18 protein-coding genes are annotated in these 23,027 nt (G+C 42.8%); 14 read left to right on the forward strand and 4 right to left on the reverse strand.

Annotation, left to right across the window (positions count from 1 at the left end):
- Window positions 1-40: 40 nt before the first annotated feature.
- The 3 genes from ABDW32_RS06280 to ABDW32_RS06290 all read left to right on the forward strand — a co-directional run bounded on the left by ABDW32_RS06280 (window position 41) and on the right by ABDW32_RS06290 (window position 7,362).
- A complete protein-coding gene (locus ABDW32_RS06280; RefSeq protein WP_343560521.1) occupies window positions 41-3,181 on the forward strand; it encodes an efflux RND transporter permease subunit in 3,141 nt (1,046 codons plus the stop codon).
- A 150-nt stretch (window positions 3,182-3,331) separates the two neighbouring features.
- Window positions 3,332-5,173, forward strand: a complete 1,842-nt coding sequence (gene glmS, locus ABDW32_RS06285) for a glutamine--fructose-6-phosphate transaminase (isomerizing) (RefSeq protein WP_343560522.1) — start codon at window positions 3,332-3,334, stop codon at window positions 5,171-5,173.
- An 8-nt stretch (window positions 5,174-5,181) separates the two neighbouring features.
- A complete protein-coding gene (locus ABDW32_RS06290) occupies window positions 5,182-7,362 on the forward strand; it encodes a DUF4954 family protein (RefSeq protein ID WP_343560524.1) in 2,181 nt (726 codons plus the stop codon).
- A 96-nt stretch (window positions 7,363-7,458) separates the two neighbouring features.
- Here ABDW32_RS06290 and ABDW32_RS06295 read toward each other — a convergent pair whose 3' ends face one another.
- The 4 genes from ABDW32_RS06295 to lgt form a co-directional block, all read right to left on the reverse strand.
- A complete protein-coding gene (locus tag ABDW32_RS06295; protein WP_343560526.1) occupies window positions 7,459-8,031 on the reverse strand; it encodes an AraC family transcriptional regulator in 573 nt (190 codons plus the stop codon).
- Between the two features lie 162 nt (window positions 8,032-8,193).
- Window positions 8,194-8,736 carry a L,D-transpeptidase family protein gene (locus ABDW32_RS06300; protein WP_343560528.1) on the reverse strand — a complete coding sequence of 181 codons (543 nt, stop codon included), beginning with the start codon at window positions 8,734-8,736 and terminating at the stop codon, window positions 8,194-8,196.
- 114 nt (window positions 8,737-8,850) lie between these two features.
- Window positions 8,851-10,041: a tryptophan synthase subunit beta gene (trpB, locus tag ABDW32_RS06305; RefSeq protein ID WP_217700031.1), complete on the reverse strand. Its 1,191-nt coding sequence runs from the start codon at window positions 10,039-10,041 to the stop codon at window positions 8,851-8,853.
- Window positions 10,042-10,711: 670 nt separating this feature from the next.
- Entirely contained in the window at window positions 10,712-11,527 is an 816-nt protein-coding gene (gene lgt, locus ABDW32_RS06310) for a prolipoprotein diacylglyceryl transferase (RefSeq protein ID WP_343560533.1), read from the reverse strand.
- Between the two features lie 162 nt (window positions 11,528-11,689).
- Between lgt and ABDW32_RS06315 the strand changes: the two genes are divergently transcribed.
- The 11 genes from ABDW32_RS06315 to ABDW32_RS06365 all read left to right on the forward strand — a co-directional run bounded on the left by ABDW32_RS06315 (window position 11,690) and on the right by ABDW32_RS06365 (window position 23,024).
- Window positions 11,690-12,808 (forward strand): M42 family metallopeptidase, encoded by a 1,119-nt coding sequence (locus ABDW32_RS06315; protein ID WP_343560535.1) that lies wholly within the window; start codon window positions 11,690-11,692, stop codon window positions 12,806-12,808.
- Between the two features lie 36 nt (window positions 12,809-12,844).
- Entirely contained in the window at window positions 12,845-13,186 is a 342-nt protein-coding gene (locus ABDW32_RS06320; RefSeq protein WP_120258089.1) for a DUF3467 domain-containing protein, read from the forward strand.
- A gap of 235 nt (window positions 13,187-13,421) precedes the next feature.
- Window positions 13,422-14,930: a bifunctional GNAT family N-acetyltransferase/carbon-nitrogen hydrolase family protein gene (locus ABDW32_RS06325; RefSeq protein WP_343560538.1), complete on the forward strand. Its 1,509-nt coding sequence runs from the start codon at window positions 13,422-13,424 to the stop codon at window positions 14,928-14,930.
- Window positions 14,931-14,998: 68 nt separating this feature from the next.
- Entirely contained in the window at window positions 14,999-17,041 is a 2,043-nt protein-coding gene (locus ABDW32_RS06330) for a M13 family metallopeptidase (protein WP_343560540.1), read from the forward strand.
- A 149-nt stretch (window positions 17,042-17,190) separates the two neighbouring features.
- Window positions 17,191-17,502, forward strand: a complete 312-nt coding sequence (rplU, locus tag ABDW32_RS06335) for a 50S ribosomal protein L21 (protein WP_028068281.1) — start codon at window positions 17,191-17,193, stop codon at window positions 17,500-17,502.
- A gap of 43 nt (window positions 17,503-17,545) precedes the next feature.
- A complete protein-coding gene (gene rpmA / locus ABDW32_RS06340; RefSeq protein WP_046672918.1) occupies window positions 17,546-17,809 on the forward strand; it encodes a 50S ribosomal protein L27 in 264 nt (87 codons plus the stop codon).
- A 290-nt stretch (window positions 17,810-18,099) separates the two neighbouring features.
- Complete coding sequence (locus tag ABDW32_RS06345) at window positions 18,100-18,843, forward strand: hypothetical protein (protein WP_343560542.1); 744 nt, start codon at window positions 18,100-18,102, stop codon at window positions 18,841-18,843.
- Between the two features lie 5 nt (window positions 18,844-18,848).
- Window positions 18,849-19,439 carry a hypothetical protein gene (locus ABDW32_RS06350; protein ID WP_077434846.1) on the forward strand — a complete coding sequence of 197 codons (591 nt, stop codon included), beginning with the start codon at window positions 18,849-18,851 and terminating at the stop codon, window positions 19,437-19,439.
- Between the two features lie 238 nt (window positions 19,440-19,677).
- On the forward strand, window positions 19,678-20,646 hold the full coding sequence (locus ABDW32_RS06355) for an SUMF1/EgtB/PvdO family nonheme iron enzyme (protein WP_343560544.1): 969 nt from the start codon (window positions 19,678-19,680) through the stop codon (window positions 20,644-20,646).
- Window positions 20,647-20,674: 28 nt separating this feature from the next.
- Window positions 20,675-21,988, forward strand: coding sequence for a Gfo/Idh/MocA family oxidoreductase (locus ABDW32_RS06360; protein ID WP_343560546.1), 1,314 nt, complete (start codon window positions 20,675-20,677; stop codon window positions 21,986-21,988).
- Window positions 21,989-22,001: 13 nt separating this feature from the next.
- A complete protein-coding gene (locus tag ABDW32_RS06365) occupies window positions 22,002-23,024 on the forward strand; it encodes an FAD:protein FMN transferase (RefSeq protein ID WP_343560548.1) in 1,023 nt (340 codons plus the stop codon).
- Window positions 23,025-23,027 lie beyond the last annotated feature (3 nt).

The following is a 23,027-nucleotide window of genomic DNA, read 5'->3' on the forward strand; positions in this document are numbered from 1 at the left end:
GAAGTTGTGGTTTCATTACCATTAAAAACAAATAATTCTAATGAAAATTACCGAAATATCGATAAAACGTCCCAGTATAATTATCGTATTATTTATAATACTGACATTAGGTGGGTTGTTTTCCTATACTCAGTTGGGGTACGAGTTAGTCCCTAAATTTGAGATCAACGTAATCACGGTGCAGACTGTCTATCCGGGAGCATCACCTGCTGAGGTGGAAAGCTCGGTCACCAAAAAAATCGAGGATGCCATCTCTTCGTTGGAGAGTATCAAGAAAGTGGAGTCGACTTCCCTCGAAGGGGTATCCATTGTCATGATTACCCTAAATAATGGGGCCGATGTCAACTTCCTGCTGACCGATGCGCAACGGAAGATCAATGCTGTTGTCAACGATCTACCCGATGATGTGAAAACACCTTCGCTATCCAAATTCTCGTTGGACGATGTGGCGATCATGAGTTTGGCCGTTACGTCTAATCTATCCGAAAAGGAATTGTATGACCTCTTGGATAATAAGATCCAGCCTGTTTTTGCCCGGATTAACGGGGTAGCCAAAGTAGATATGATCGGGGGTGAGGAACGTGAAATTCAGATTTCTGTCGATCCGAAGAAAATTGAGGGCTACGGCTTAACAATCGCTCAGGTACAACAGACTGTTGCCTCCTCAAATCTTGATTTTCCTACAGGTAACGTCAGTACCCGTGACAACAGAACAACAATCCGTTTGGCGGGTAAAGTAACCTCGATCGAGGAATTGCGTAATCTGCCAATTACAACGCCAACGGGTGCACAGATTTATTTACGTGACATCGCCGATGTGCAGGATGGTATCAAAGAAATTGAAAAAGTGGCTCGTCTGGACCGCCAGAACACCATCTTATTGCAGGTCTTTAAGCAGTCCGATGCCAACGCGGTAGCCGTATCAGAAGGTGTAAAAAAGACAATAGCACAAGTTGAGAAAGATTATGCAAGCAACAAAATCAAGATTCTTGTTGCAAATGACTCGTCTGACTTTACATTAAATGCCGCCAATAACGTTATCCATGACTTGATGATTGCGATTGCGCTGGTAGGTTTTATCATGTTATTCTTCTTGCAGAGTTTGCGTAATGCCGCGATCACCATGGTTGCAATTCCATTATCGCTGATTGCGACATTTATTGGATTGCTGCTGATGGGTTATACCTTAAATCTGATGTCTTTATTGGGGCTATCACTGGTCGTAGGTATCCTGGTGGATGATGCGATCGTTGTTATCGAGAATATCCACCGCCACATGGAGATGGGAAAAAATAAAGTGCGTGCAGCATTCGATGGAGCCTCGGAGATCGGTTTTACCGTAACAGCGATCACCTTGGTTATCGTGGTGGTGTTTTTGCCGATTGCGATGTCTACGGGTTTGGTGGCAAATATCCTGGCACAATTCTGTGTGACGGTAATTATCTCCACCTTGTTGTCCCTATTGGTGTCCTTTACGGTTGTTCCATGGTTATATTCCCGTTTTGGAAAACTGGAGCATCTGAGCAAAACCTCCTTCTTTGGACGTATTATCCACGGTTTTGAAAGTGGGTTGACAGCTTTTACCCATTGGGTATCTGGCCTGTTGGTCTGGGCATTAAAAAGCCGGATGAATAAATTGGCTACACTGGGACTTGCTGTAGGCTTATTGGTCGCCTCTTTTATGCTCGTGGTCAAAGGTTATATCGGTTCGGATTTCTTCCCAGGAATAGACCGTAAGGAATTTTTTATCCAGCTGGAATTGGACAAGGATGCGTCTCTGGAGAAGACCAACTTGCTGACCCAAAAAGCTGAAGCTTATATCAAATCGAAACCAGATGTGAAGGAAATGATTACCACTGTAGGACAGTCTTCAGATGGTATGGCTTCGACAACAGGTTCCCGTTATAAATCCGAAATCCACGTTATCCTGGATAAGGAAAATTTCGAAGGCAATTCACAGGTGTATTCTGCGACTTTGAAACGCGAACTCGAAAACAAGCTGATCGGAGCGAAGATTAAAACCGTGAATGTAGGGATCATGGGAGCTGAGCAGGCGCCATTGAAATTGACCATCATCGGTTCTTCGGTCGAAGATGCACAGGAATTTGCGGAGAAAGCAGCGGCGCAATTGCGTAAGATCCCGGGAGCAGCAGGAGTGAAGTTAACCTCCGAAGCAGGTAACCCTGAGATCAATGTGAAAATTGACCGCGATAAGATGACTTCTTTGGGGCTGAATGTCTCTACCGTGGGTATGACAATGCAGACTGCATTTTCTGGAAATACAGACAACAAGTATAGAGCAGGTGATAATGAATATGATATCAATATCCGCTATACGGAAAGCGGTCGTGCCAGCATCGACAATGTTCGCGATCTGAAATTTATCAATAACAAAGGGGCTTCAATTTCTTTGGAACAGTTTGCAACAGTTTCTTATGGTTCGGGTCCGACTTTATTGGAACGTCGCGATAAATCACCGGCTGTATCTATCCAAGGTCAGGCCATCGGTAGACCAATGGGTACCGTAGCGCAGGAATGGCAGGCGCAATTTGAGAAGCTACCACGCAAGCCGGGAATCGTCTTTATCTGGGGTGGTAACATGGAAAACCAGACCGAGGGTTTCGGTACATTGGGAATCGCTTTATTGGCTTCCATTATCTTGGTATACCTGGTTATGGTGGCGCTATATGACAGCTTTATCACACCTTTTGTGGTATTGTTCTCTATTCCGTTGTCCTTTATCGGTGCCTTGTTGTTCCTTGCTCTGGGTAATCAGACGTTGAATATCTTTACGATTTTGGGTATTATCATGTTGATTGGTCTGGTGGCCAAAAATGCGATCATGCTGGTCGATTTTGCGAACCACCGGAAAGAAGCGGGGGATAACACGCACGACGCATTGGTGGCGGCTAACCATGCCCGTCTTCGTCCGATCCTGATGACGACAATTGCCATGGTATTCGGTATGATTCCGATTGCCATTGCCACAGGTGATGGAGCCGATATGAACAGAGGTCTGGCAATCGTTATCATCGGTGGTCTATTGTCATCCTTATTCCTGACCCTGGTAGTCGTTCCGGTCGTGTATTCGATTTTCGACCGTTTCGGAAGGAAGAAGAAGACTGACTATGAAGCATTGATGGTCGAAGACTATGATCATGTGGATGTAGCAGAGCATTAAACATAAAAATTTTACAAAAGAAAGGAGGCTAAATCATTGGCCTCCTTTTTTTTGTGTTAATTTTAGGTTAATCAATCGATTGCGTAAATATTTTTTATTACATTGCGGCCGCATTAACAAAATATATAAATACTTAAAATTGAGACAAGCATGTGTGGAATTGTAGGATACACAGGTTACCGTCAGGCGTATGGTATCGTCATTGATGGATTGAAAAAATTAGAATACCGTGGATATGACAGTGCTGGAGTGGCACTGCATAAAGGTGAACAGGTCGATGTTTACAAAAAGACCGGAAAAGTAGCGAATCTGGAAGAATTCGTTTACGGTCAGGATCTTCAATCAACAACAGGAATAGGTCATACACGATGGGCTACCCATGGTGAACCTTCTGACCGCAATGCCCATCCGCATTATTCCAACAGTGGACGCATCGCAATGATTCATAATGGTATCATCGAAAACTATGCATCCCTAAAATCAGAATTGATCAGCAAAGGTTACCATTTTAAAAGTGATACCGATACCGAAGTACTTGTCAACTTTATCGAAGAAATTCAATTGCAAAATGAATGCTCCCTGGAAGAGGCGATCCGTATTGCCTTAAAAAGGGTGGTGGGTGCCTATGTAATCCTGGTATTGGAAGCTGGTCATCCAGACCGGATTATTGCAGCGAGAAAAGGAAGCCCCCTTGTTATCGGAATAGGTAAAAATGAACATTTCTTAGGCTCGGATGCTTCGCCAATGTTAGCGTACACCAAAGAAGTTGTGTACATTAATGATTACGAACTGGCAATTATCACACCGGAGGAACTTATCCTCAAGAACTTGGGTAATGAACGGATTACACCCTATATCCAAAAATTAGATCTGGAATTGTCTGCTATTGAAAAGGGTGGTTATGATCACTTTATGTTAAAGGAGATCTTTGAACAACCGCATACCATTTATGATTCAATGCGGGGTCGTCTGGATCTGCAGGCCAAGCAGATTATTCTGAGCGGTATTGAGAAATTTGCAGAAGAAATCAGTAGCACCAATCGCATTGTTATTGTTGCCTGTGGTACAAGCTGGCATGCGGGTTTGATTGCCGAATATATCATTGAAGAATTATGCCGCATTAATGTTGAAGTGGAATATGCTTCAGAATTCCGCTACCGTAATCCGGTAATCCATCCTGGAGACGTTATTTTGGCCATTTCGCAAAGCGGCGAAACTGCGGATACCTTGGTAGCGCTTGAAAATGCGAAAAAGCAGGGGGCAATTATTCTTGGTGTGGTCAATGTTGTGGGATCCTCAATTGCCCGCCTTTCGGATGCAGGGGCTTATACCCATGCCGGTCCCGAAATCGGGGTGGCAAGTACCAAGGCATTTACAGCACAACTCACTGTTCTAAACCTGATCGCGCTAAAAATAGCAGCGTTAAAAGGAACAATTTCCCAAGAACGTTTTCTGGAATTATCGGCAGAATTGCATGCGGTACCGGAGAAGGTGGAATGGATACTGGATACACAGATCGAAAAGATCAAGCAAATTGCAAAAAAATATAAAGATGCCCGGGATTTCTTATTCCTAGGTAGAGGGTATAACTTCCCTGTAGCGTTAGAGGGTGCATTAAAGCTTAAAGAAATTTCCTATATCCATGCCGAAGGATATCCGGCAGCGGAAATGAAACATGGGCCTATTGCGTTGGTTGATGAAAACCTACCGGTTGTTTTCGTGGCTACGAAAGATGCCTATCATGAAAAAATTGTCTCCAATATCCAGGAAATAAAAGCCAGGAAAGGAAAAATTATTGCTGTTGTGACCAGAGGTGACGCTGTGTCCGAAGGTTTATCGGATGATTATATGGAAATTCCGGAAGCAGATGAGATTATCGCACCTTTGATCTCCGTGGTTCCACTGCAGTTGTTGTCTTATTATATTGGTGTGGAGTTGGGCTTAGATGTTGACAAACCTCGTAACCTCGCCAAGTCTGTTACAGTAGAATAAGGAGGCGCATGAGTGTATTAAAGAAAATACCTTTGGAGCATTTGGGATATGATTTTATCCCAAATGAGTTTCTCCAGGAAGGGCAGGACGAGTATACCCTGCGATTTCAGCAAAATCCACGCAATGATTACCGCGATCTTACAGCGGATGAGATCCAGCAGCTTATCGCCAATGGAAATTGGTCGAGCGACTGGTCCAGGGTAAAAGTGTCAGCAATCTTTGATCCCAAGCAGATTCAACACTGTAAATTCTATGGTTTGGTACGGATCGGAAACCTCAGCCCCAGCTATTTGGAGTACCGCAATTTAAAACTTCCGATCGGTCTTTACCATTCGACCATTATCAGTTCGGATTTCGGCGATGATGTCGCTGTACATCATATCGGTTATTTATCCTATTTTATTGTGGGTAATGAAGTGCTGCTGAGTCAGATCAAGGAGATGGAAACTGGAAGCACGGCCAAATTTGGAAATGGTATTCTACGCGATGGAGAGGAATCGGGTAAACGCATCCAGCTGGAGCTCTGTAATGAAAATGGTGCACGTTCGGTCTATCCTTTCGATGGGATGCAGGCTGCCGACGTCTACCTGTGGACACGAAATCGCCATGATCGGGAACTGCAACATCGTTTTGAAGAACTTACAGACCAGAAGTTTGGTACGCAACGTGGCTATTATAGCCAGATCGGTGATCGCTGTGTCATCAAAAATACCTTTACGATCAAGAATGTGAAGATCGGTACAGATGCCTATATAAAAGGAGTGAATAAGCTGAAGAATGTGACGGTGAATTCATCACAGGAATCCTATACGCAGATCGGTGAAGGCTGTGAATTGGTCAATGGTATCATTGGTTACGGTTGCCGTATATTCTACGGTGTAAAAGCGGTACGCTTTATTTTGGCGTCTTACTCGCAACTCAAATATGGCGCCAGGCTGATCAATTCCTATCTTGGCGATAATTCGACGATATCCTGTTGTGAAGTGCTCAATTCGCTGATTTTTCCGGCACACGAACAACACCATAATAATTCTTTCCTCTGTGCCGCATTGGTCATGGGACAAAGCAATATGGCCGCTGGGGCTACTGTAGGGTCAAACCACAATTCCAGGGCAGCGGATGGCGAGATTATCGCTGGGCGTGGCTTCTGGCCGGGACTATGTGTAAGTCTGAAACATAACTCGAGATTTGCCTCCTATTGTCTAATTGTCAAGGGGGACTTCCTACATGAGCTGGATATCCAATTGCCTTTTACATTGGTCAGCAATGACGTGCAGAATGATCGGCTCGTCCTTATCCCAGGCTATTGGTTTATGTATAATATGTACGCCCTGGTGCGCAATGCCAATAAGTATGAAGCACGGGACAATAGGCATTTTAAAAACCAATATTTTGAGTACGATATGTTGGCCCCGGATACCGTCAATGAGATGTTCGCCGGAATGGAAACACTTGCCTTTGCCGTATCGGAAAGTCTCCAGCCCGAAGAAAACAAAACACGGGCAGAGCGTATTTTGGCCGGGCGTGCTTTACTTGCCAACAATATTGATCTAAAGGATAAGACTGTTGTTTTATCCGGAGCTGAGAATTCGCGCAGACCTACGGTGATTCAGAAAGTAGGCGAAGCCTATCATCTCTATCGTTCATTTATCAAGTATTATGGTGTTTTGCACCTGATGGAAGCGCTTGAGGAAGGACAATCGCTGGATGAAATCTTTGCGAGCCTTGCCGCTGAGCAGCGGACCAACTGGGAAAATATCGGTGGACAGCTTATCGAAAGCACGGCACTGCAGGTTTTCCTGGATGATATTAAATCCAAAAAGATTGATTCCTGGGACGATATTCATGAATTTTATCATGAGCGCAGCAAGGACTACCCATTGGATAAGCGAAAACATGCCTTGTTGTCGCTGATTGAAATTCTGCATTTGGAAGGGATGGAAATATCCAAAGATAAAATTGTATCTTTGTTGGATCAGGCTTTGGGGCACCGAATCTGGATCGGCGAGCAGATCTATAAATCCCGTGCGAAAGATTATAAAAATCCGTTCAAGAATATGGTATATGCCAATGAGGAAGAACGTGATATCGTCGTCGGAAAATTAGCCGAAAACGCCTTTATCAATCAACAACAAAACGAATTAGAGTTATTTAAAATAAGGGTTGCTAATTTGAAAGGGCAATTTTAAAAGGAAGGCTTCCGCTCGGAAGCCTTTTCTTTTTTTCTTGTGGGGATAGGATAATGATCTGATGTACCCGGCGCAGGTTGGCGACAAGGACAAGGCTTATCCGGCATCGTGAATTTTATCCAAGGGTTTCCGTTTATTCTCTTTGATATGCTTGAAATGGCTTGGTGTCAGTCCGGTTACTTTTTTGAACTGGTTGCTTAAATAAGCGACACTGGAGTAATTCAGCTGATAAGCTATCTCACTTAAAGTCAGTTCGTCATACACCAATAATTCCTTGACATATTCGATCTTTTGGCTGATGAAATATTTCTCAATGGTCATGCCTTCCACATCCGAAAATAGATTCGAAATATAGTTGTAATCGTGATAAATCTGATTGCTGATGATCTCAGATAAATTGAGATTGGTGTTATTATGTTGATTGCGGATGAGATCCAGTACCAGATGTTTGACCTGTTCAATCAGCACTGTTCGCTTGTCGTCGATCAATTCAAAGCCAAGGGCGGAGAAGTTCGCTGCCAACTGTGCAGATTGTTCTTTATTCAACGTTTCTTCAATTTCGGCCTGTCCTAAAGAAATATGTTTAACATGGAGATTAAGCTTGGCCAATTCGTTTTCGACAACCATGATGCACCTATTGCATACCATATTCTTTATTGCGAGTTTCATTCGGTTTTTTTTAATACAAGTTACAAATCTAAACCCAAAAATCGCAAATTAATCAGACATTCTGTTGTAAGATTTGGGGCATATGTTGCAGAGTTTTGGGAAAGTTAAACAGAAGACTAGGATTACAGCAGTTCAGCGTCTGCGTGTGTGCCTGCCCGAATACTATGGATGAATTTCAATGGGGGTACCTATAGGAACAGCCTGATAGAGTTCGTCAATTTCCGTATCGGTCAAGGCCATGCAACCGAGAGTCCAGTCTACATAGCGTTGTAGTTTACCGATAAACCCCATTCCATTGCGCAGACCATGGATTTTAATATCCCCACCAGCAGCTTTACCCAGGGTTTTGGCATGAGCAATATCCTTTTCATTGGGATAGGAGACCCCTAAATTTTTATGATAGTCACTATGTGGATTCTTATCGTTGATAACGTACGATCCTTCCGGGGTCTTTAGGTCGCCTTCGATTTCTTTCGCACCTATAGGCTGTCCACCGAGTGAAATACGGTAAGATTTGAGCAATCTGCCATCTGCATAAGCCAATAGGCTACGCTTGGATTTGTAAACCACAAGTTTGTCGACCACCGTATTTTGGGGTAGGCGCGATTCGGGGTAAAGGTTATAGGCCGTTAGCGCTATCATGGATAGGAGCAGTACGGCGATTCCAATTTTTAACCAGCTGCGGTGAGGTTTACTTTGCTTCATGGCTTCTGTTGTTTGCGAATTGTCGTTATGTATATTGGGCATGCCCGATGCAATTCAGCTTGTCTTACAAAATCCCGATAGGGGAATTTGTAAGACAAGCTGTGATGGGAGCAGTTAAAATTCACGATCTACATCCTTGTCACCACGTCCAGATAGGTTGACGATGGCGAGTTTGTTTTTGTCTTTCAGTAGTTTGACCGCCAGGGCAACTGCATGCGAGGATTCGATTGCCGGGATAATTCCTTCTAATCTGGAAAGCAGTTTATAAGCTGCGATGGCTTCATCATCTGTTACCGGATAATAATTAGCCCTATTGCTGTCCTTTAAAGCAGCATGTTGGGGTGATATGCCTGGGTAATCCAGTCCTGCAGACACCGAGGTAGAAGGAATTGGATTACCTTCGTCATCGACCAAACAATAGGAATAGGTGCCTTGGAATACAGTGGGCTTGCCAAATGATAGGGTTGCAGCTGTTTTAGGATAGGTTCCCGAACCGCCACCTTCGCCACCATTGATTTCCACTTCCTGGTCCTCCAGAAAACCCGAAAATAAACCGATGGCATTCGAACCGCCGCCAACGCAGGCAAAAATGCTGTCCGGAAGACGTCCTTCCTGTTCAAGGATCTGTTGCCGGGCTTCTTTCCCGATAACGCTCTGAAAATATCCGACCATTTTAGGGTAGGGATGTGGCCCGACATGTGAGCCCAACAGGTAATAGGAAGAAGGATTTTCGACATAGTACATCAAAGCTGCATCAACAGCGTCTTTGAGTGTACGGCTTCCAAGGTTTGTGGTGACAACCTGTGCTCCCAATAATTCCATTCGTTTGACATTCAGTGCCTGACGGGCAGCATCAATCTCCCCCATAAATACTTTGCATGGGATATTTAACAATGCCGCAGCGGTAGCAGTAGCGACACCGTGCTGCCCTGCGCCGGTTTCAGCAATGATCTCTGTAGCGCCCATTTGTTTGGCCAATAAAATCTGACCAATACAATTGTTTATTTTATGTGAACCCGTATGGTTTAGGTCCTCCCGTTTTAAGTAGATCCTCGAACCAACATAGTCACTCAGGTTTTTAGCAAAATACAAAGGCGATGGACGTCCGACATAATGTTTGAGGATGGCGATAAATTCTTTTTGGAATTCTTCTTTCTGTACATGGCTATCGAAAAATTCAGCTAACTTGTTTAACTGGCTTTCCAAAACAGGAGGGATAAACGACCCGCCATACTCACCATATTTACCATTGTATTGAAGCATGTTTTCGTTCGCTTCAACAGATGCGCACTTTTCTAGACTCATTTTAGGCTTAAGTTTTCTTGTTGTAAAAATATTTGATCATAAAAGAAGCCTAAATATAGCAATCTTTGGAATCTTTGGTGGTAAAGACAAGATAATTTAGTTTTAAAAATTAGATTTAGCTAAGGGAATTTGCCATCATCGATGGCATTTTTCTTATGCAATGAAATAGCATAGGTCAGCTAAGTCATATATGGGTATTCTTTTATTTTGTATAGAAAAAGCTAAAAATGTTGCGTTTTTAATATTTTATTTATATTCAAATGTGCCGTATTAATGTGTAATTGTATGTTAATCTTTTTATTTTGTACCGTATTTGTATATATACTCCGAGTTATGTACGGTATTCGACCGCTATGCGCTCCCTGTTCGAAGCTGATTTGGGCCTTATTCGGCTCTGCAAGCAGGTGTATCCACTATGCTACGATCGTCAATGCGTGTTGAATCCGTGTTTAACTCGGACTCACCACGGACTCAGCACGGACTCATAGTGGATTCATGCCGGCCCTGTTAGGTTCCTGTGTCGGGGCAGACCGCTATCAGGGTCGAACAGAAACCAGGATCCGGATAGCGCTTGCAGGACTTTGAACGGCATATAAAAAAAGGCATCTTTGTCAGAAAAGATGCCTTGTTAATTCTATATTTTGTAAACGATTGCTGATCGCAGGCTGTTTTACGCTTTTGGCTTTCGGAAAATAAAATAAAGACCGACCAGAATAAAGGGTATACTCAATAGTTGTCCCATATTGAGGACCATGTTTTGTTCGAAATCTTCCTGATCAAGTTTAAAATGTTCCAATACCATCCGTGCTCCAAATAATAAGACCATGAAAACGCCAAATAACCAACCCTTTTGGCGATTCGGATTTGACTTGAATAAGGATCCGATGATGATAAAGATGATGATATAGGCAATGGCTTCATAAAGTTGACCCGGGTGGCGGGGGATGTTGTCATGGCGTTCAAAAATAATTGCCCAGGGTAAATCTGTAGGCGTACCGACCATCTCCGAATTGAAAAAATTTCCGATACGGATCAGGGCGCCGGCAATGGGAACGACCACCACCAATCGATCTGCCAACCATAAAAAGTCTGTTTTTGTTTTGCGGCAAAAGAGGTAGAGCGCGGTGAGAATACCAATAGCCCCACCATGGGAAGCCAATCCGGCGAAACCCGTAACCTGGAACCCGTTTTTATCCCATTTGAAAGGAAGAAAAATTTCCAGAATATGGTCCTTGTAATAATCAAAGTCGTAGAACAGGCAATGACCAAGTCGTGCACCGATCAGTGTGCCGAGGAAGATATAAATGGAAAGTTGGTCAAGTTGTTCCTGCGTGCGGCCTTCTTTTTTGAAAATGCGCAGCATAATAACATAGGAAACAAAAAAAGCGAGAAGCCAACACAGGGCATAGTAACGCAGGGCAAATGCACCAAGGTTGAACATCACGGGATCTATATTCCAATGTATAGCACTTAATATTGAATTCATATATTTTATGTCAGTTTAAATTACTAGGGTAAAGATAAGGTTTAATCTTATTTTTCAATAAAATCAAAGTGAAATGTAAAGGGAATATTCTAAAAAACATTTTTACTTTTGCATTTCATTGAAATTTTCATATTTTGACGAAAGTAAATAGAAAAGGAAAAGATGGCAGAAAAGAATAAGAAAAAAGAACAGAAAACGACTGCGGTCGTGACAAAAGATTCGCTTTCATTTTTTGAAAAATATATAAATAATGCATCCCCCACAGGTTTTGAATGGGAGGGCCAACGTTTATGGCTGGATTATCTAAAGCCTTATGTGGATGAAACTTTAGTAGATAATTACGGTACAGCCGTTGGTGTTATCAATCCAAAAGCGGCCTATAAGGTTGTGATCGAAGCGCATGCGGATGAAATTTCCTGGTTTGTCAATTACATTACAAAGGATGGATTGATCTACGTGGTGCGTAACGGTGGTTCAGATCATCAGATTGCACCGTCCAAGCGTGTGAACATTCATACCGAAAATGGTATTGTGAAGGCGGTATTTGGCTGGCCTGCGATTCATACACGCTCGGGTGAGAAAGAGGAAAATCCGTCCTTGAAAAATATCTTTTTGGACTGTGGCTGCAGCTCCAAAGAGGAGGTGGAAGCTTTGGGTGTACACGTCGGCTGTGTGATTACCTATGAAGATACATTTTCGATCCTCAACGACCGTTATTATATCGGACGTGCTTTGGACAACCGGGCCGGCGGCTTTATGATTGCCGAGGTTGCGCGTCTGCTAAAAGAGAATAAAAAGAAATTGCCATTTGGATTATATATCGTAAATTCGGTGCAGGAAGAGATTGGTTTGCGTGGTGCTGAAATGATTGCAGACCGTATAAAGCCGAATGTTGCCATCGTTACCGATGTGACGCATGACACCCAGACGCCAATGATCAACAAGATCACGCAAGGGGATTTATTCTCGGGTAAAGGGCCGGTATTGTCTTATGCCCCAGCGGTTCAGGTCAACTTGAATAAACTGTTGGTTAAGGTTGCTGAGGATAACAATATTCCATTTCAACGTCAGGCCTGCTCACGTTATACAGGGACTGATACCGACGCTTTTGCGTACAGCAATGGTGGGGTACCTTCAGCATTGATTTCTTTGCCGTTGCGTTATATGCATACAACGGTTGAGATGGTGCATAAAGAGGATGTTGACAATGTGATCCGTTTGATCTATCAGACATTGCTGCATATCGAGGATGGTCAGGACTTTAGAACATTTACAAAATAAAATTTAGGATTATATTAACTTACATTTAGAATTATTATGGAAAATAACCAAAATCAAAACGAATTGAGCATCGAGTTGACAGAAGAAGTAGCAGAAGGAATCTACTCAAATCTTGCGATTATCACTCACTCTAATACAGAATTTGTGGTTGACTTTATCCGTGTGATGCCAGGAGTGCCAAAAGCAAAAGTGAAATCAAGAATCGTTTTGACTCCAGAGCACGCAAAACGCCTGTTAGGTGCATTGGTTGATAACGTGAATCGTTTCGAAGCATTGAACGGTCCGATTAAAATGGATATGGGCGTTGCTGAACAACCGCAACAAGGTGGTGATCCAACAGTGGCATTTCCTTTCGGAACTCCTCAAGGTCAAGCATAGTCAATAGCATAATCTATCGATCATATAGGCGCCAATAAAACTATTGGCGCCTTTTTTTTTGAGCGTGTGCCATTTCTATTGGTCAGAAAGAACCTTCAATCGATTTTCCCAGCTTGGGTGCTTTTCAGGGCATGAAGGTTTTGTCTCCATTTGTGGCTAAGGGACCACCAGGATATTTGCGCTTGGGCCCGACTTTTGCTATTTTTAGGAAAACTTATTTCAAAAGGAGATTACTATGGATATTCAAGTGCGCAACTTGACAAAGAAGGATTATGTTGATTTGAAAAAATCAATGGAACAAGCGTATGATGGTGTGGGGGATACCTGGTCGAAGGAAAATATTCAGGACCTGATCGATATATTTCCCGAAGGACAATTGTGCGTGGAGATTGACGGGCATGTGGTTGCCTGTGCGCTGTCCATTATCCTCAATTCCAAAAAAAATAATATCTACGATAGCTATTACGATATTATTGACGACGGGAAGTTCAGCAAACACAGTGATGACGGTGATACCTTGTATGGCATCGAGGTATTCGTCCATCCCGAGCATCGGGCCTTGCGCTTGGGAAGACGTCTGTACGACGCACGAAAAGAGCTCTGTGAGCAGATGAACTTAAAATGCATCGTTGCGGGCGGCCGGATTCCCAATTACCATAATTACGCGGACAAAATGAGTCCAAGGGTTTACATTGAGAAAGTAAAACGCAAGGAGATTTATGATCCGACCCTGACCTTTCAGCTTTCCAATGATTTTCATGTCAAAAAAATCCTAAAACATTATCTACCGGAGGATGCTGAGTCGATGGAGTTTGCCACATTGCTCGAATGGAATAATATTTATTACGAATCGGAGACCCGTTCGATTTCGACGACCAAGCAGACCATTCGCTTGGGATTGGTGCAATGGCAGATGCGCTTGTTTGATAATATCGAGGCGTTCTATGACCAGGTCGAATTTTTTGTGGATACCGTGAGTGATTATGGGACAGACTTTATCATGTTTCCGGAGTTTTTCAATACCCCATTAATGAGCCCTTATAATGATCTTCCTGAGCGATTGGCCATGGAAAGGCTGGCACAGCATACCTCGGATATTATTGACCGCATTCAGCAATTTGCGGTGTCCTATAACGTCAATATCATTGCCGGTTCCATGCCGCTGATGGAAAACAAAAAGCTTTATAATGTTTCTTACCTCTGCCATCGCAATGGTAAACTGGATGAATTCAAAAAGATTCACATCACACCGAATGAATTTAAATATTACGGTATGGTGGGGGGAAGTGAGGTGAAGGTATTCGATACGGACTGCGGGAAGGTGGGGCTGTTGATCTGTTATGATGTCGAGTTTCCTGAACTGAGCCGTATTCTGGCGGATCAGGGGATGCAGATCCTATTTGTGCCTTTTATGACAGATACACAAAATGGCTATATCCGTGTCAGGACCTGTGCGCAGGCCCGTGCGATCGAAAACGAATGTTATGTGGCTATAGCGGGCTCCGTCGGGAATCTGCCCCGTGTTAACAACATGGATATTCAATATTCACAATCCGCCGTATTTACACCATCGGATTTTGCGTTTCCGAATAACGCCATCAAGGCCGAGGCGACGCCCAATGCGGAGATGGTGCTGATTGCCGATGTGGATCTTTATGCCCTGCGCGACCTGCATGAATATGGTACGGTAAAAATCAAAAAAGACCGACGTAAAGACTTATATGAAGTAAAACTTTTGAAATAATTACGCTGTATTTTTGAAGCGCTTCAAAATATGCTTAGCTTTAGTTATATTCTTTAATCTAATAAAGTATGATACAAAAAGTCAAATGGGGGACGCTCTCGATCGTCTTAATGATGCTGTCATGTCAGTCCAATAAAAGTAAGGAGAGTCCACAGGAAGTCAGAACCAATTTTTTTGATGTTTCTGGCATGGATACCACGGTCAATCCTGGCGACAACTTCTTTCAATATGCAAATGGCGCATGGATGAAAAATACGCAGATTCCTGCTTCCGAAACCGGTTGGGGCTCATTTTATATTTTAGCAGATGAAAACCTGCAGAAATTAAAAACGGTATTGGAAAATGCAGCCCAATCCAACAGTAAGAAGGGTTCAGATCAGCAGAAAGCCGGTGATTTTTATGCGAGTGGTATGGATACAGTGACAATTGATAAGCTAGGCGCCAAGCCGATAGAAGGGACTATTCAAAAAATCAATGCCTTAAAAAATGTTGATGAATTGATCGCCTATGCGGCTGATGGATTCAAAGAAGGGGATGGTGACCTTTTTAGTTTTTATGTCGCTGCCGATGATCGGATCAGCAACAAAAATGCGCTTCAGTTTTTCCAAGGAGGGTTGAATCTGCCTGAGGCGAGTTATTATTTGGACCAGGACGATAAAGCCAAAAAGATCCGGGAAGCTTATGTAGCCTATTTGGTTAAACTGTTCGGATTGATCGGTGAGGGGGCAAATGCACAGAAATCTGCCGAAGAGGTACTCAAACTGGAAACGGAAATCGCGAAATCTCATCTAACACCTGTGGAGCTGCGGGATCCGATCAAAAACTACAATAAATTTGCCGTTCAGGATTTTCAGAAACAAACGCCTAATTTGAACTGGAAAGATATTCTCGGCCGTTTGGAAGTGAAGACGGACACGATCCTGGTGCAACAGCCTAAGTTCTATCTGGCTTTGAACAATCTGTTGAAATCACAGTCTGTAGAGGTCTGGAAAACAAAGTTAAAAGCAGATTTGGCGAATGCTTCGGCAACGGCGTTAAGCAAGGAATTTCGAGACGCTAAGTTTGAATTATTCGGTAAGACACTGAATGGGCAGAAGCAACAAAAAGAGCGTTGGAAATTAATGGTGAGCTCAGCAGATGAAAACCTGGGTGAGATTGTGGGGAAACTTTATGTGGAAGACTACTTTAAACCCGAAGCAAAGAAGCGCATGATGGAACTGGTCGATAATCTGCAAAAGGTGTACAAGTCAAGAATTGAAAAATTGGATTGGATGACACCGGAGACCAAGAAAAAGGCGATCGAAAAATTAGAAGCTTTTGTCAAGAAAATTGGTTATCCCGAAAAATGGAAAGATTATAGCGATGTAGAAATCGCAAAAGATACGTATTACGCCAATCTGCAATCTTCGGCTAAGCATGCCTACAAGGAGATGGTCGCCAAGATAAGCAAGCCTGTCGACAAGAAGGAATGGCTGATGACGACACCGACTGTAAATGCTTACTATAATCCTCCGTACAATGAGATTGTATTTCCGGCGGGCATCCTGCAATTCCCATTTTTCGATGCCAATGCCGACGATGCGATCAATTATGGCGCGATTGGTGCTGTCATAGGTCATGAGATGACTCATGGTTTTGATGACCAAGGTAGGCAGTATGACAAAGATGGTAACCTAAACGACTGGTGGACAGCCGTGGATGCCAAGCAGTTCACTGAACGGGCCAATCAGGTCGCAAAATTGTATGGCAGCTTCACTTTATTGGATAATCAACATGTCAATGGAGAGCTGACCTTAGGCGAGAACCTGGCTGACATTGGCGGATTGAACATTGCTTACGATGCGTTTAAATTGACCAAACAAGGACAGGGAAGCGAGAAGATTGACGGATTCACACCTGATCAACGTTTCTTTTTAAGTTTTGCGCAGGTGTGGCGGGTGAAGAGCAGCGACGAGCGTATGCGTTTACGTCTGAAGGTTGACCCACATAGCCCGGAACAATTCCGTGTAAATGGTCCTGTCTATAATATGGAGGCATTTTATAAGGCATTTAATGTGCAGCCTACAGCTAAAATGTATGTCGCACCCGAAAAAAGAATTTTAGTTTGGTAAGCGTTTAATCCTTGCCATTCTGTTATTTCGGATGCGGATAGCGCGACGGTTGAAAATAATTGGAGGGAAAAAGATAGATTTGTCTTTGAATTATGGGAAAAACTAATTACTTTTGCCCTTCATTTAATAACACATTTAATTAATTAACAATGTACGCAATAGTAAATATAGCAGGACAGCAATTTAAGGTTGCAAAAGACCAGTTCCTTTTTGTACACCGTTTACAAGGAGATGAAGGCGCTAGTATTGAATTTGACAATGTATTGTTAGCAGAAGACGGTGGTAAATTTACCATTGGTACACCTAGCGTTGCTGGTGCAAAAGTTTCGGCTAAAATTTTGTCTCATTTAAAAGGCGATAAAGTTATCGTTTTCAAGAAAAAACGTCGTAAAGGCTACAAAAAGAAAAACGGTCACCGTCAACAATTTTCTAAAATCCAGATCACTGGTATTACGTTATAATTGAATTTTTAATCAGACATTAGTCTTAAATTAAGATAAAGAAATGGCACACAAAAAAGGTGCGGGTAGTTCTAAGAACGGCCGTGAGTCACATAGCAAGCGTTTAGGTATCAAAATCTTCGGTGGTCAACAAGCAATCGCTGGTAACATCATCGTTCGCCAACGCGGTACACAGCACAATCCTGACACAAATGTTGGTATTGGTAAAGACCACACATTGTTCGCTCTAGTAGACGGTAAAGTAGTTTTCCGTAAAAAAGCTAACAATAAATCTTATGTATCTGTAGTTCCTACAGAACAAGCATAAGGTTTGCAACAATATTTGAAGAAGGCATCAAGCAATTGATGCCTTTTTTTATACCTATCGCTTTTTGCTATCGAATTTAATTTTCAACAGGCTTAATGCTATTATTAAGATTGGAAACTTTGCATCTGGCTGGAGCAGAGTGATTTGCTGATGGTCAAGGCTGACTGAAATCTTAAATGTGAAAAAAAACAGAGGTGTATTGCTTGCGTACATTGTTATTTTCTGTTAAATGTAAAAGCTTTGGTACAATTTTTATAAGGGATATGTGTTTTTAAGATAAATACCGATTTATGAAATACAACAAGTTTGGATATGGTCTGTGTGCTGGATTGTTTGCCTGTTCTTTATATTCCTGTAGTTCGATCTATATGCCCAATGTACCTTCGGCACCAATGTTTACTCAAGCCGGTGAGGTATATGTTTCCGGAAACATCAATACAAAAGCAAATGTGTCCGCAAATTTAGGTGTTGCAGTGAGCGATCACCTCGCCGTTATTGCTAACGGATCCTATGTGGATAATAGATCCAATATCAAAGATTATGCGCAGAAAATGGGCGAAGCGGGGATAGGATACTTTACACGCTTTGGTAAGAAAAATAATCGCGTATTTGAAGTATATGGGGGTTATGGGCTGGGGACGACGAGTGTCATTGATAAAAGATCATCAACGATGGGGCAGTCGATCGTGGAGACGCAGGATATGGACTTTGACAAGGTTTTCGTGCAGGTAAACTTTTCATCGGAAAAGAAAGATGCCCTAAAATTGTTCGGAAGCCGACATGATATTGATTATGGTACCATTATCAGGCTGAGCAATATGCGCATGAAAAGCTTCGCAATTGACGGTCTTCCGGCGGAGAAAGAAGATAATATGCTGATCGAGCCCGTATTTTACACCCGAATGGGACTTGGAAAGGGGTGGAAATTGCAGTATACCAATGGTATGGTTTTCGGCTTTAAAAGCAATACCTATTTAAAAGCCGGTTACCCATTGTTTACACTGGGAGTTTTATATAAATTTGGAGGAAAATAGCGGTTATGAGCAAGAAAATTTTATTTGGATGTTTGGTGTTTTTGGGGTTATTCATTTCCGGATGTGGGGTGAACAGACAAAAAGCACAGATCGAGAACCTGGCAAAATGCAAGTTTGATGTGGAATCCGTGGACAGTATTCGCTTGGCAGGAACATCGTTGCAGCGTCTGGTCAAAAATAATCAGATTGATCTGGGAGCAGCGCCGAGCCTGGCTCTGGCTTATTTAAGAAAAGATATTCCATTGGATGCTGTAATCCGTCTTAAAATAGATAATCCGACGCTAAAGAAAGCATCGATCAATAAGTTTCAATACATCATCCTATATGGTGGCCAGCAGCTTGTTGAGGGTATTGTCAATCAATCCCTGCAAATTGAACCTGGGGCTTCAACTGTGGCCAATGTGCGTATTGCGACCAATATTTATGATCTTTTGGTGAATTCGGACCTGCAGGATTTTTTAATGTCCAGTGATGAGAATAAAAAAGGAATTTTTACGTTAAAAATTAAACCTTCTATCAATATTGCTGGCCAATCGGTATTTTATCCAGGATATATTACCATAGACAAAGCGGTAAGCCGGAAAATCCTATTATAAGGAGTACGGATCAGCAAAAAAGATAAAGAGGTTTTCCATAGCGATGGGAAACCTTTTTTATTGGGGGATTTTTTTTGATTTACTGTGTTCGGCGTAAAGAACGGTAGGTCAATTTGCTAAACCGTTATTATAAATCGATTCTACTGTTAAGAATTAAACTGTAATAAAAAAGTTATAATGTCAAAGTGTAAAGTATACACCTTATTTTATATTTTAGTCTTTAAATAGAAACCTAAATATGTTAAAAAGATTCTTAATTCCTGTTTTGTTGTTTGCTGGGGTACATGCTATTGCTCAACAGAAGTTTGACCCTTATGAGCAGACCATTGAAGGGACCAATCTTTCGTTTAAAATGGTAGCTATCCCTGGAGGAAGCTTTAAAATGGGATCTGTGACTGGCGGAAAGGAAGATGAAAAGCCAGCACATGAGGTGAAAGTCGATCCATTCTGGATGGGACAGTACGAGGTAACCTGGGACTTGTTTGAGCCTTTTCTGTATAAAGATTATGAAATTGCAAAAAGCAAGGATGGTAAGGTTGCCCCGGAAATCGACGCGGTAACCAGACCCACCAAGCCCTATCTGGACATGACATTTGGATTTGGTAAAGAGGGGCATCCCGCACTTGCGATGACCCACTATAATGCAATTCAATTTTGTAAGTGGTTATATGTGCGTACCGGTGTATTCTACCGTCTGCCAACTGAGGCGGAATGGGAATATGCGGCCCGTGCCGGCGCTAAGACAGCTTACTTCTTTGGCGATCAAGCAGGACAGCTGGGCGAATATGCTTGGTTTAAAGATAATTCGGATCAGAAAACGCATGCTGTAGGACAGAAGAAGCCGAATCCTTGGGGGCTTTATGATATTTATGGCAATGTGGCTGAATGGACCTACGACCAATACAAAGCGGATAGCTATAACGAAGGTAAGGATAAAGTATTAAGCAATCCGGTGGTTGTACCGACGACCTTGTATCCACATGTTGTCCGCGGTGGAGCCTTTGACCATGCCGCAGATGACCTCCGTTCAGCCGCCCGTGGTGCCTCAGACCCCGTATGGAAGCAATTGGATCCGCAGGTTCCAAAAAGTAATTGGTGGTTTCCAGAAGCCCCATTTGTTGGTATGCGTTTGGTCAGACCGCTGAACCCACCTAGCCATGAAGAAATTATGGCCTATTATGATAAAAAACCAATTAAAGATTTTTAAAAAATAAAATAATCAATATAAAACTATTATGGAAAATCTAGAAAGAAGAGATTTTATTAAAACTTCTGCTGTGGTCGCAGGCGGTGCCCTATTAAGCTCGCTGCCTTTATCCGGAGCCTATGCTGCTGGTTCTGATGTCATCAAAGTTGCTTTGATCGGCTGTGGGGGTAGAGGTACCGGTGCTACATTTGACGCACTGAGTTCGGGTGCAAATATCAAGGTAGTTGCTTTGGCCGATGCATTTAAAGATAATTTAGATAGTACATATAATACCCTTAAGGAAAAATGGCAGGATAAAATCGATGTCAGCGATAACCATAAATTTGTTGGATTTGATGCCTATAAAGAAGCGATCAAATTGGCTGATGTTGTTATTTTGGCGACGCCTCCAGGTTTTAGACCAAGCCATTTTGAGGAAGCAATCCGTCAGGGAAAACACGTTTTTATGGAGAAACCTGTTGCTGTTGATATTCCCGGTGTACAACAGGTCATACGCGCTGCGGCAGAAGCCAAACGCAAGAAATTGAATGTTGTCGTGGGTTTGCAACGTCGCTATCAGACCAACTATCGCGAAGCGATCAAACGTATTCACGATGGCGCAATCGGTGATGTGACTTCAGGACAGGTGTATTGGAATTCAGGTGGTGTATGGGTACGTCCACGTAAACCTGGACAAACAGAAATGGAATATCAGATGCGTAACTGGTATTATTTCAACTGGTTGTGTGGTGACCATATCGTAGAACAGCACGTACACAATATCGATATTGCCAACTGGGTGAAAGGTTCGTACCCGGTATCGATCCAGGGGACTGGAAGCCGGGCACATCGTACCGGTAAGGAATATGGTGAGATCTATGATAATTTTGCGCTGGAAATGACCTATGCGGACAACAGTGTCGTATATAGTCAATGCCGCCATTTCGAAGGAATACAAAACCGTGTTGATGAGCAGTTTCAGGCGACAAAGGGCCGTGTATACCTTTCAGCTGGTGGCCAGGCTGTGTTATATGACTGGAAAGGTAAAGAGATCTATCGTCATGATGCGAAGGGTAATCCTAATCCGTATCAACAGGAGCATAAAGAATTTTTCGATGCGCTTTCCAAAGGCGAATATAAGTTTGACAACGCTGAATACGGCGCTTACAGTACGTTGACGGGTATTATCGGACGTATTGCCTGTTACACCGGTAAGGTCATCAAATGGGATGAGGCATTAAAATCAACCATCAAATTGGGACCAGATGTATTGGCTTGGGACGCTAAACCGAAGTTATTGCCTGATGCAGAAGGTTTTTATGCGGTAGCAAATCCGGGTCAAAATACAAGCCTTTATATTTAATAGCTGTGCAGTGATGGGGCTTAAAAGAGTGTTCTGCTGTCTATTCTTTTTTATTATTGGGCTGCTTGGTTTACAGGCGCAACCGGGTTTAAAAGAGTTAAGCAAGATTCGTCTGGAGGGCCCAGCACAAGGCACGCAGTTTCACATTACTTATTTCGCCGCAGATAGTCTTGTCAAGCGGTCGGAGATTGATAGCATCTTAAAGGTCATTGATCTATCGATGTCGGTTTATCGCAAGGATTCAAAAATTTCCCTGTTCAATCAGGACAGTGTGATGCGGATCGATATGGATGAGCATATGGCTCATGTGATTGCGGCTTCATTCCGATACAACAAACTATCTCAAGGCCAATTCGATATTACCATTGCCCCACTGGTCAACCTTTGGGGCTTTGGTGTTAAAAAAAGCCAGATTGTGCCGGACTCGGCAACAGTCTATCAGGCAAAGCAATTGGTCGGCATGCAGCATCTCAAAGTCAATCGCAGGCAACTGCTAAAGGAAAAGCCGGGTGTTAAGATTGATGTCAACGGTATTGCACAAGGATATACTGTCGATGTACTGGCCGATTACCTCGAACACAAGGGAATTTCCAATTATATGGTAGAAGTGGGGGGTGAGATCAGGGCTTCGGGAACTCCGCCGGGACAAAAGGGTTTTTCCATCGGAATTGTCCAGCCAGATCAAAGCGGTCAGGAGGAGATCATGACAGCGGTTGTCCAACTCCATAGCGGTGCATTAACCACTGCTGGCAGTTTTGAAAAATTTATTAAATACAAGGACAAAAAGCTGGGGCACCACATCAATCCCGTGACCGGATTTCCTTATACAACCAGTGTGTTAAGTGTTAGCGTATACACGCGGACCGCCATGGATGCAGATGCTTTGGACAACTATTTTATGGGGATGGAGCCCACAGAAATCCTCGCGAAGGCCAAAAAATTAAAGGGCGTGGAAGTTTTTGTTATTTATAAAAATAAAAACCAGACCATTCAGACGATTTATTCAGATGGATTTGGTAAATTATTTAAAAATTAATCA

Origin of the sequence: Sphingobacterium sp. (genome assembly GCF_039596235.1) — a bacterium.
Lineage (GTDB): Bacteria > Bacteroidota > Bacteroidia > Sphingobacteriales > Sphingobacteriaceae > Sphingobacterium.

Excerpts from the sequence above, each read along its gene's own strand:
- rplU (WP_028068281.1), top strand. The coding sequence starts at position 17,191 with ATGTACGCAATAGTAAATATAGCAGGACAGCAATTTAAGGTTGCAAAA.
- ABDW32_RS06345 (WP_343560542.1), top strand. The coding sequence starts at position 18,100 with ATGAAATACAACAAGTTTGGATATGGTCTGTGTGCTGGATTGTTTGCC.
- ABDW32_RS06290 (WP_343560524.1), top strand. The coding sequence starts at position 5,182 with ATGAGTGTATTAAAGAAAATACCTTTGGAGCATTTGGGATATGATTTT.
- trpB (WP_217700031.1), bottom strand. The coding sequence starts at position 10,041 with ATGAGTCTAGAAAAGTGCGCATCTGTTGAAGCGAACGAAAACATGCTT.
- glmS (WP_343560522.1), top strand. The coding sequence starts at position 3,332 with ATGTGTGGAATTGTAGGATACACAGGTTACCGTCAGGCGTATGGTATC.
- ABDW32_RS06315 (WP_343560535.1), top strand. The coding sequence starts at position 11,690 with ATGGCAGAAAAGAATAAGAAAAAAGAACAGAAAACGACTGCGGTCGTG.
- ABDW32_RS06350 (WP_077434846.1), top strand. The coding sequence starts at position 18,849 with ATGAGCAAGAAAATTTTATTTGGATGTTTGGTGTTTTTGGGGTTATTC.
- ABDW32_RS06295 (WP_343560526.1), bottom strand. The coding sequence starts at position 8,031 with ATGAAACTCGCAATAAAGAATATGGTATGCAATAGGTGCATCATGGTT.
- ABDW32_RS06360 (WP_343560546.1), top strand. The coding sequence starts at position 20,675 with ATGGAAAATCTAGAAAGAAGAGATTTTATTAAAACTTCTGCTGTGGTC.
- lgt (WP_343560533.1), bottom strand. The coding sequence starts at position 11,527 with ATGAATTCAATATTAAGTGCTATACATTGGAATATAGATCCCGTGATG.
- ABDW32_RS06355 (WP_343560544.1), top strand. The coding sequence starts at position 19,678 with ATGTTAAAAAGATTCTTAATTCCTGTTTTGTTGTTTGCTGGGGTACAT.
- ABDW32_RS06325 (WP_343560538.1), top strand. The coding sequence starts at position 13,422 with ATGGATATTCAAGTGCGCAACTTGACAAAGAAGGATTATGTTGATTTG.
- rpmA (WP_046672918.1), top strand. The coding sequence starts at position 17,546 with ATGGCACACAAAAAAGGTGCGGGTAGTTCTAAGAACGGCCGTGAGTCA.
- ABDW32_RS06365 (WP_343560548.1), top strand. The coding sequence starts at position 22,002 with ATGGGGCTTAAAAGAGTGTTCTGCTGTCTATTCTTTTTTATTATTGGG.
- ABDW32_RS06330 (WP_343560540.1), top strand. The coding sequence starts at position 14,999 with ATGATACAAAAAGTCAAATGGGGGACGCTCTCGATCGTCTTAATGATG.
- ABDW32_RS06320 (WP_120258089.1), top strand. The coding sequence starts at position 12,845 with ATGGAAAATAACCAAAATCAAAACGAATTGAGCATCGAGTTGACAGAA.
- ABDW32_RS06300 (WP_343560528.1), bottom strand. The coding sequence starts at position 8,736 with ATGAAGCAAAGTAAACCTCACCGCAGCTGGTTAAAAATTGGAATCGCC.
- ABDW32_RS06280 (WP_343560521.1), top strand. The coding sequence starts at position 41 with ATGAAAATTACCGAAATATCGATAAAACGTCCCAGTATAATTATCGTA.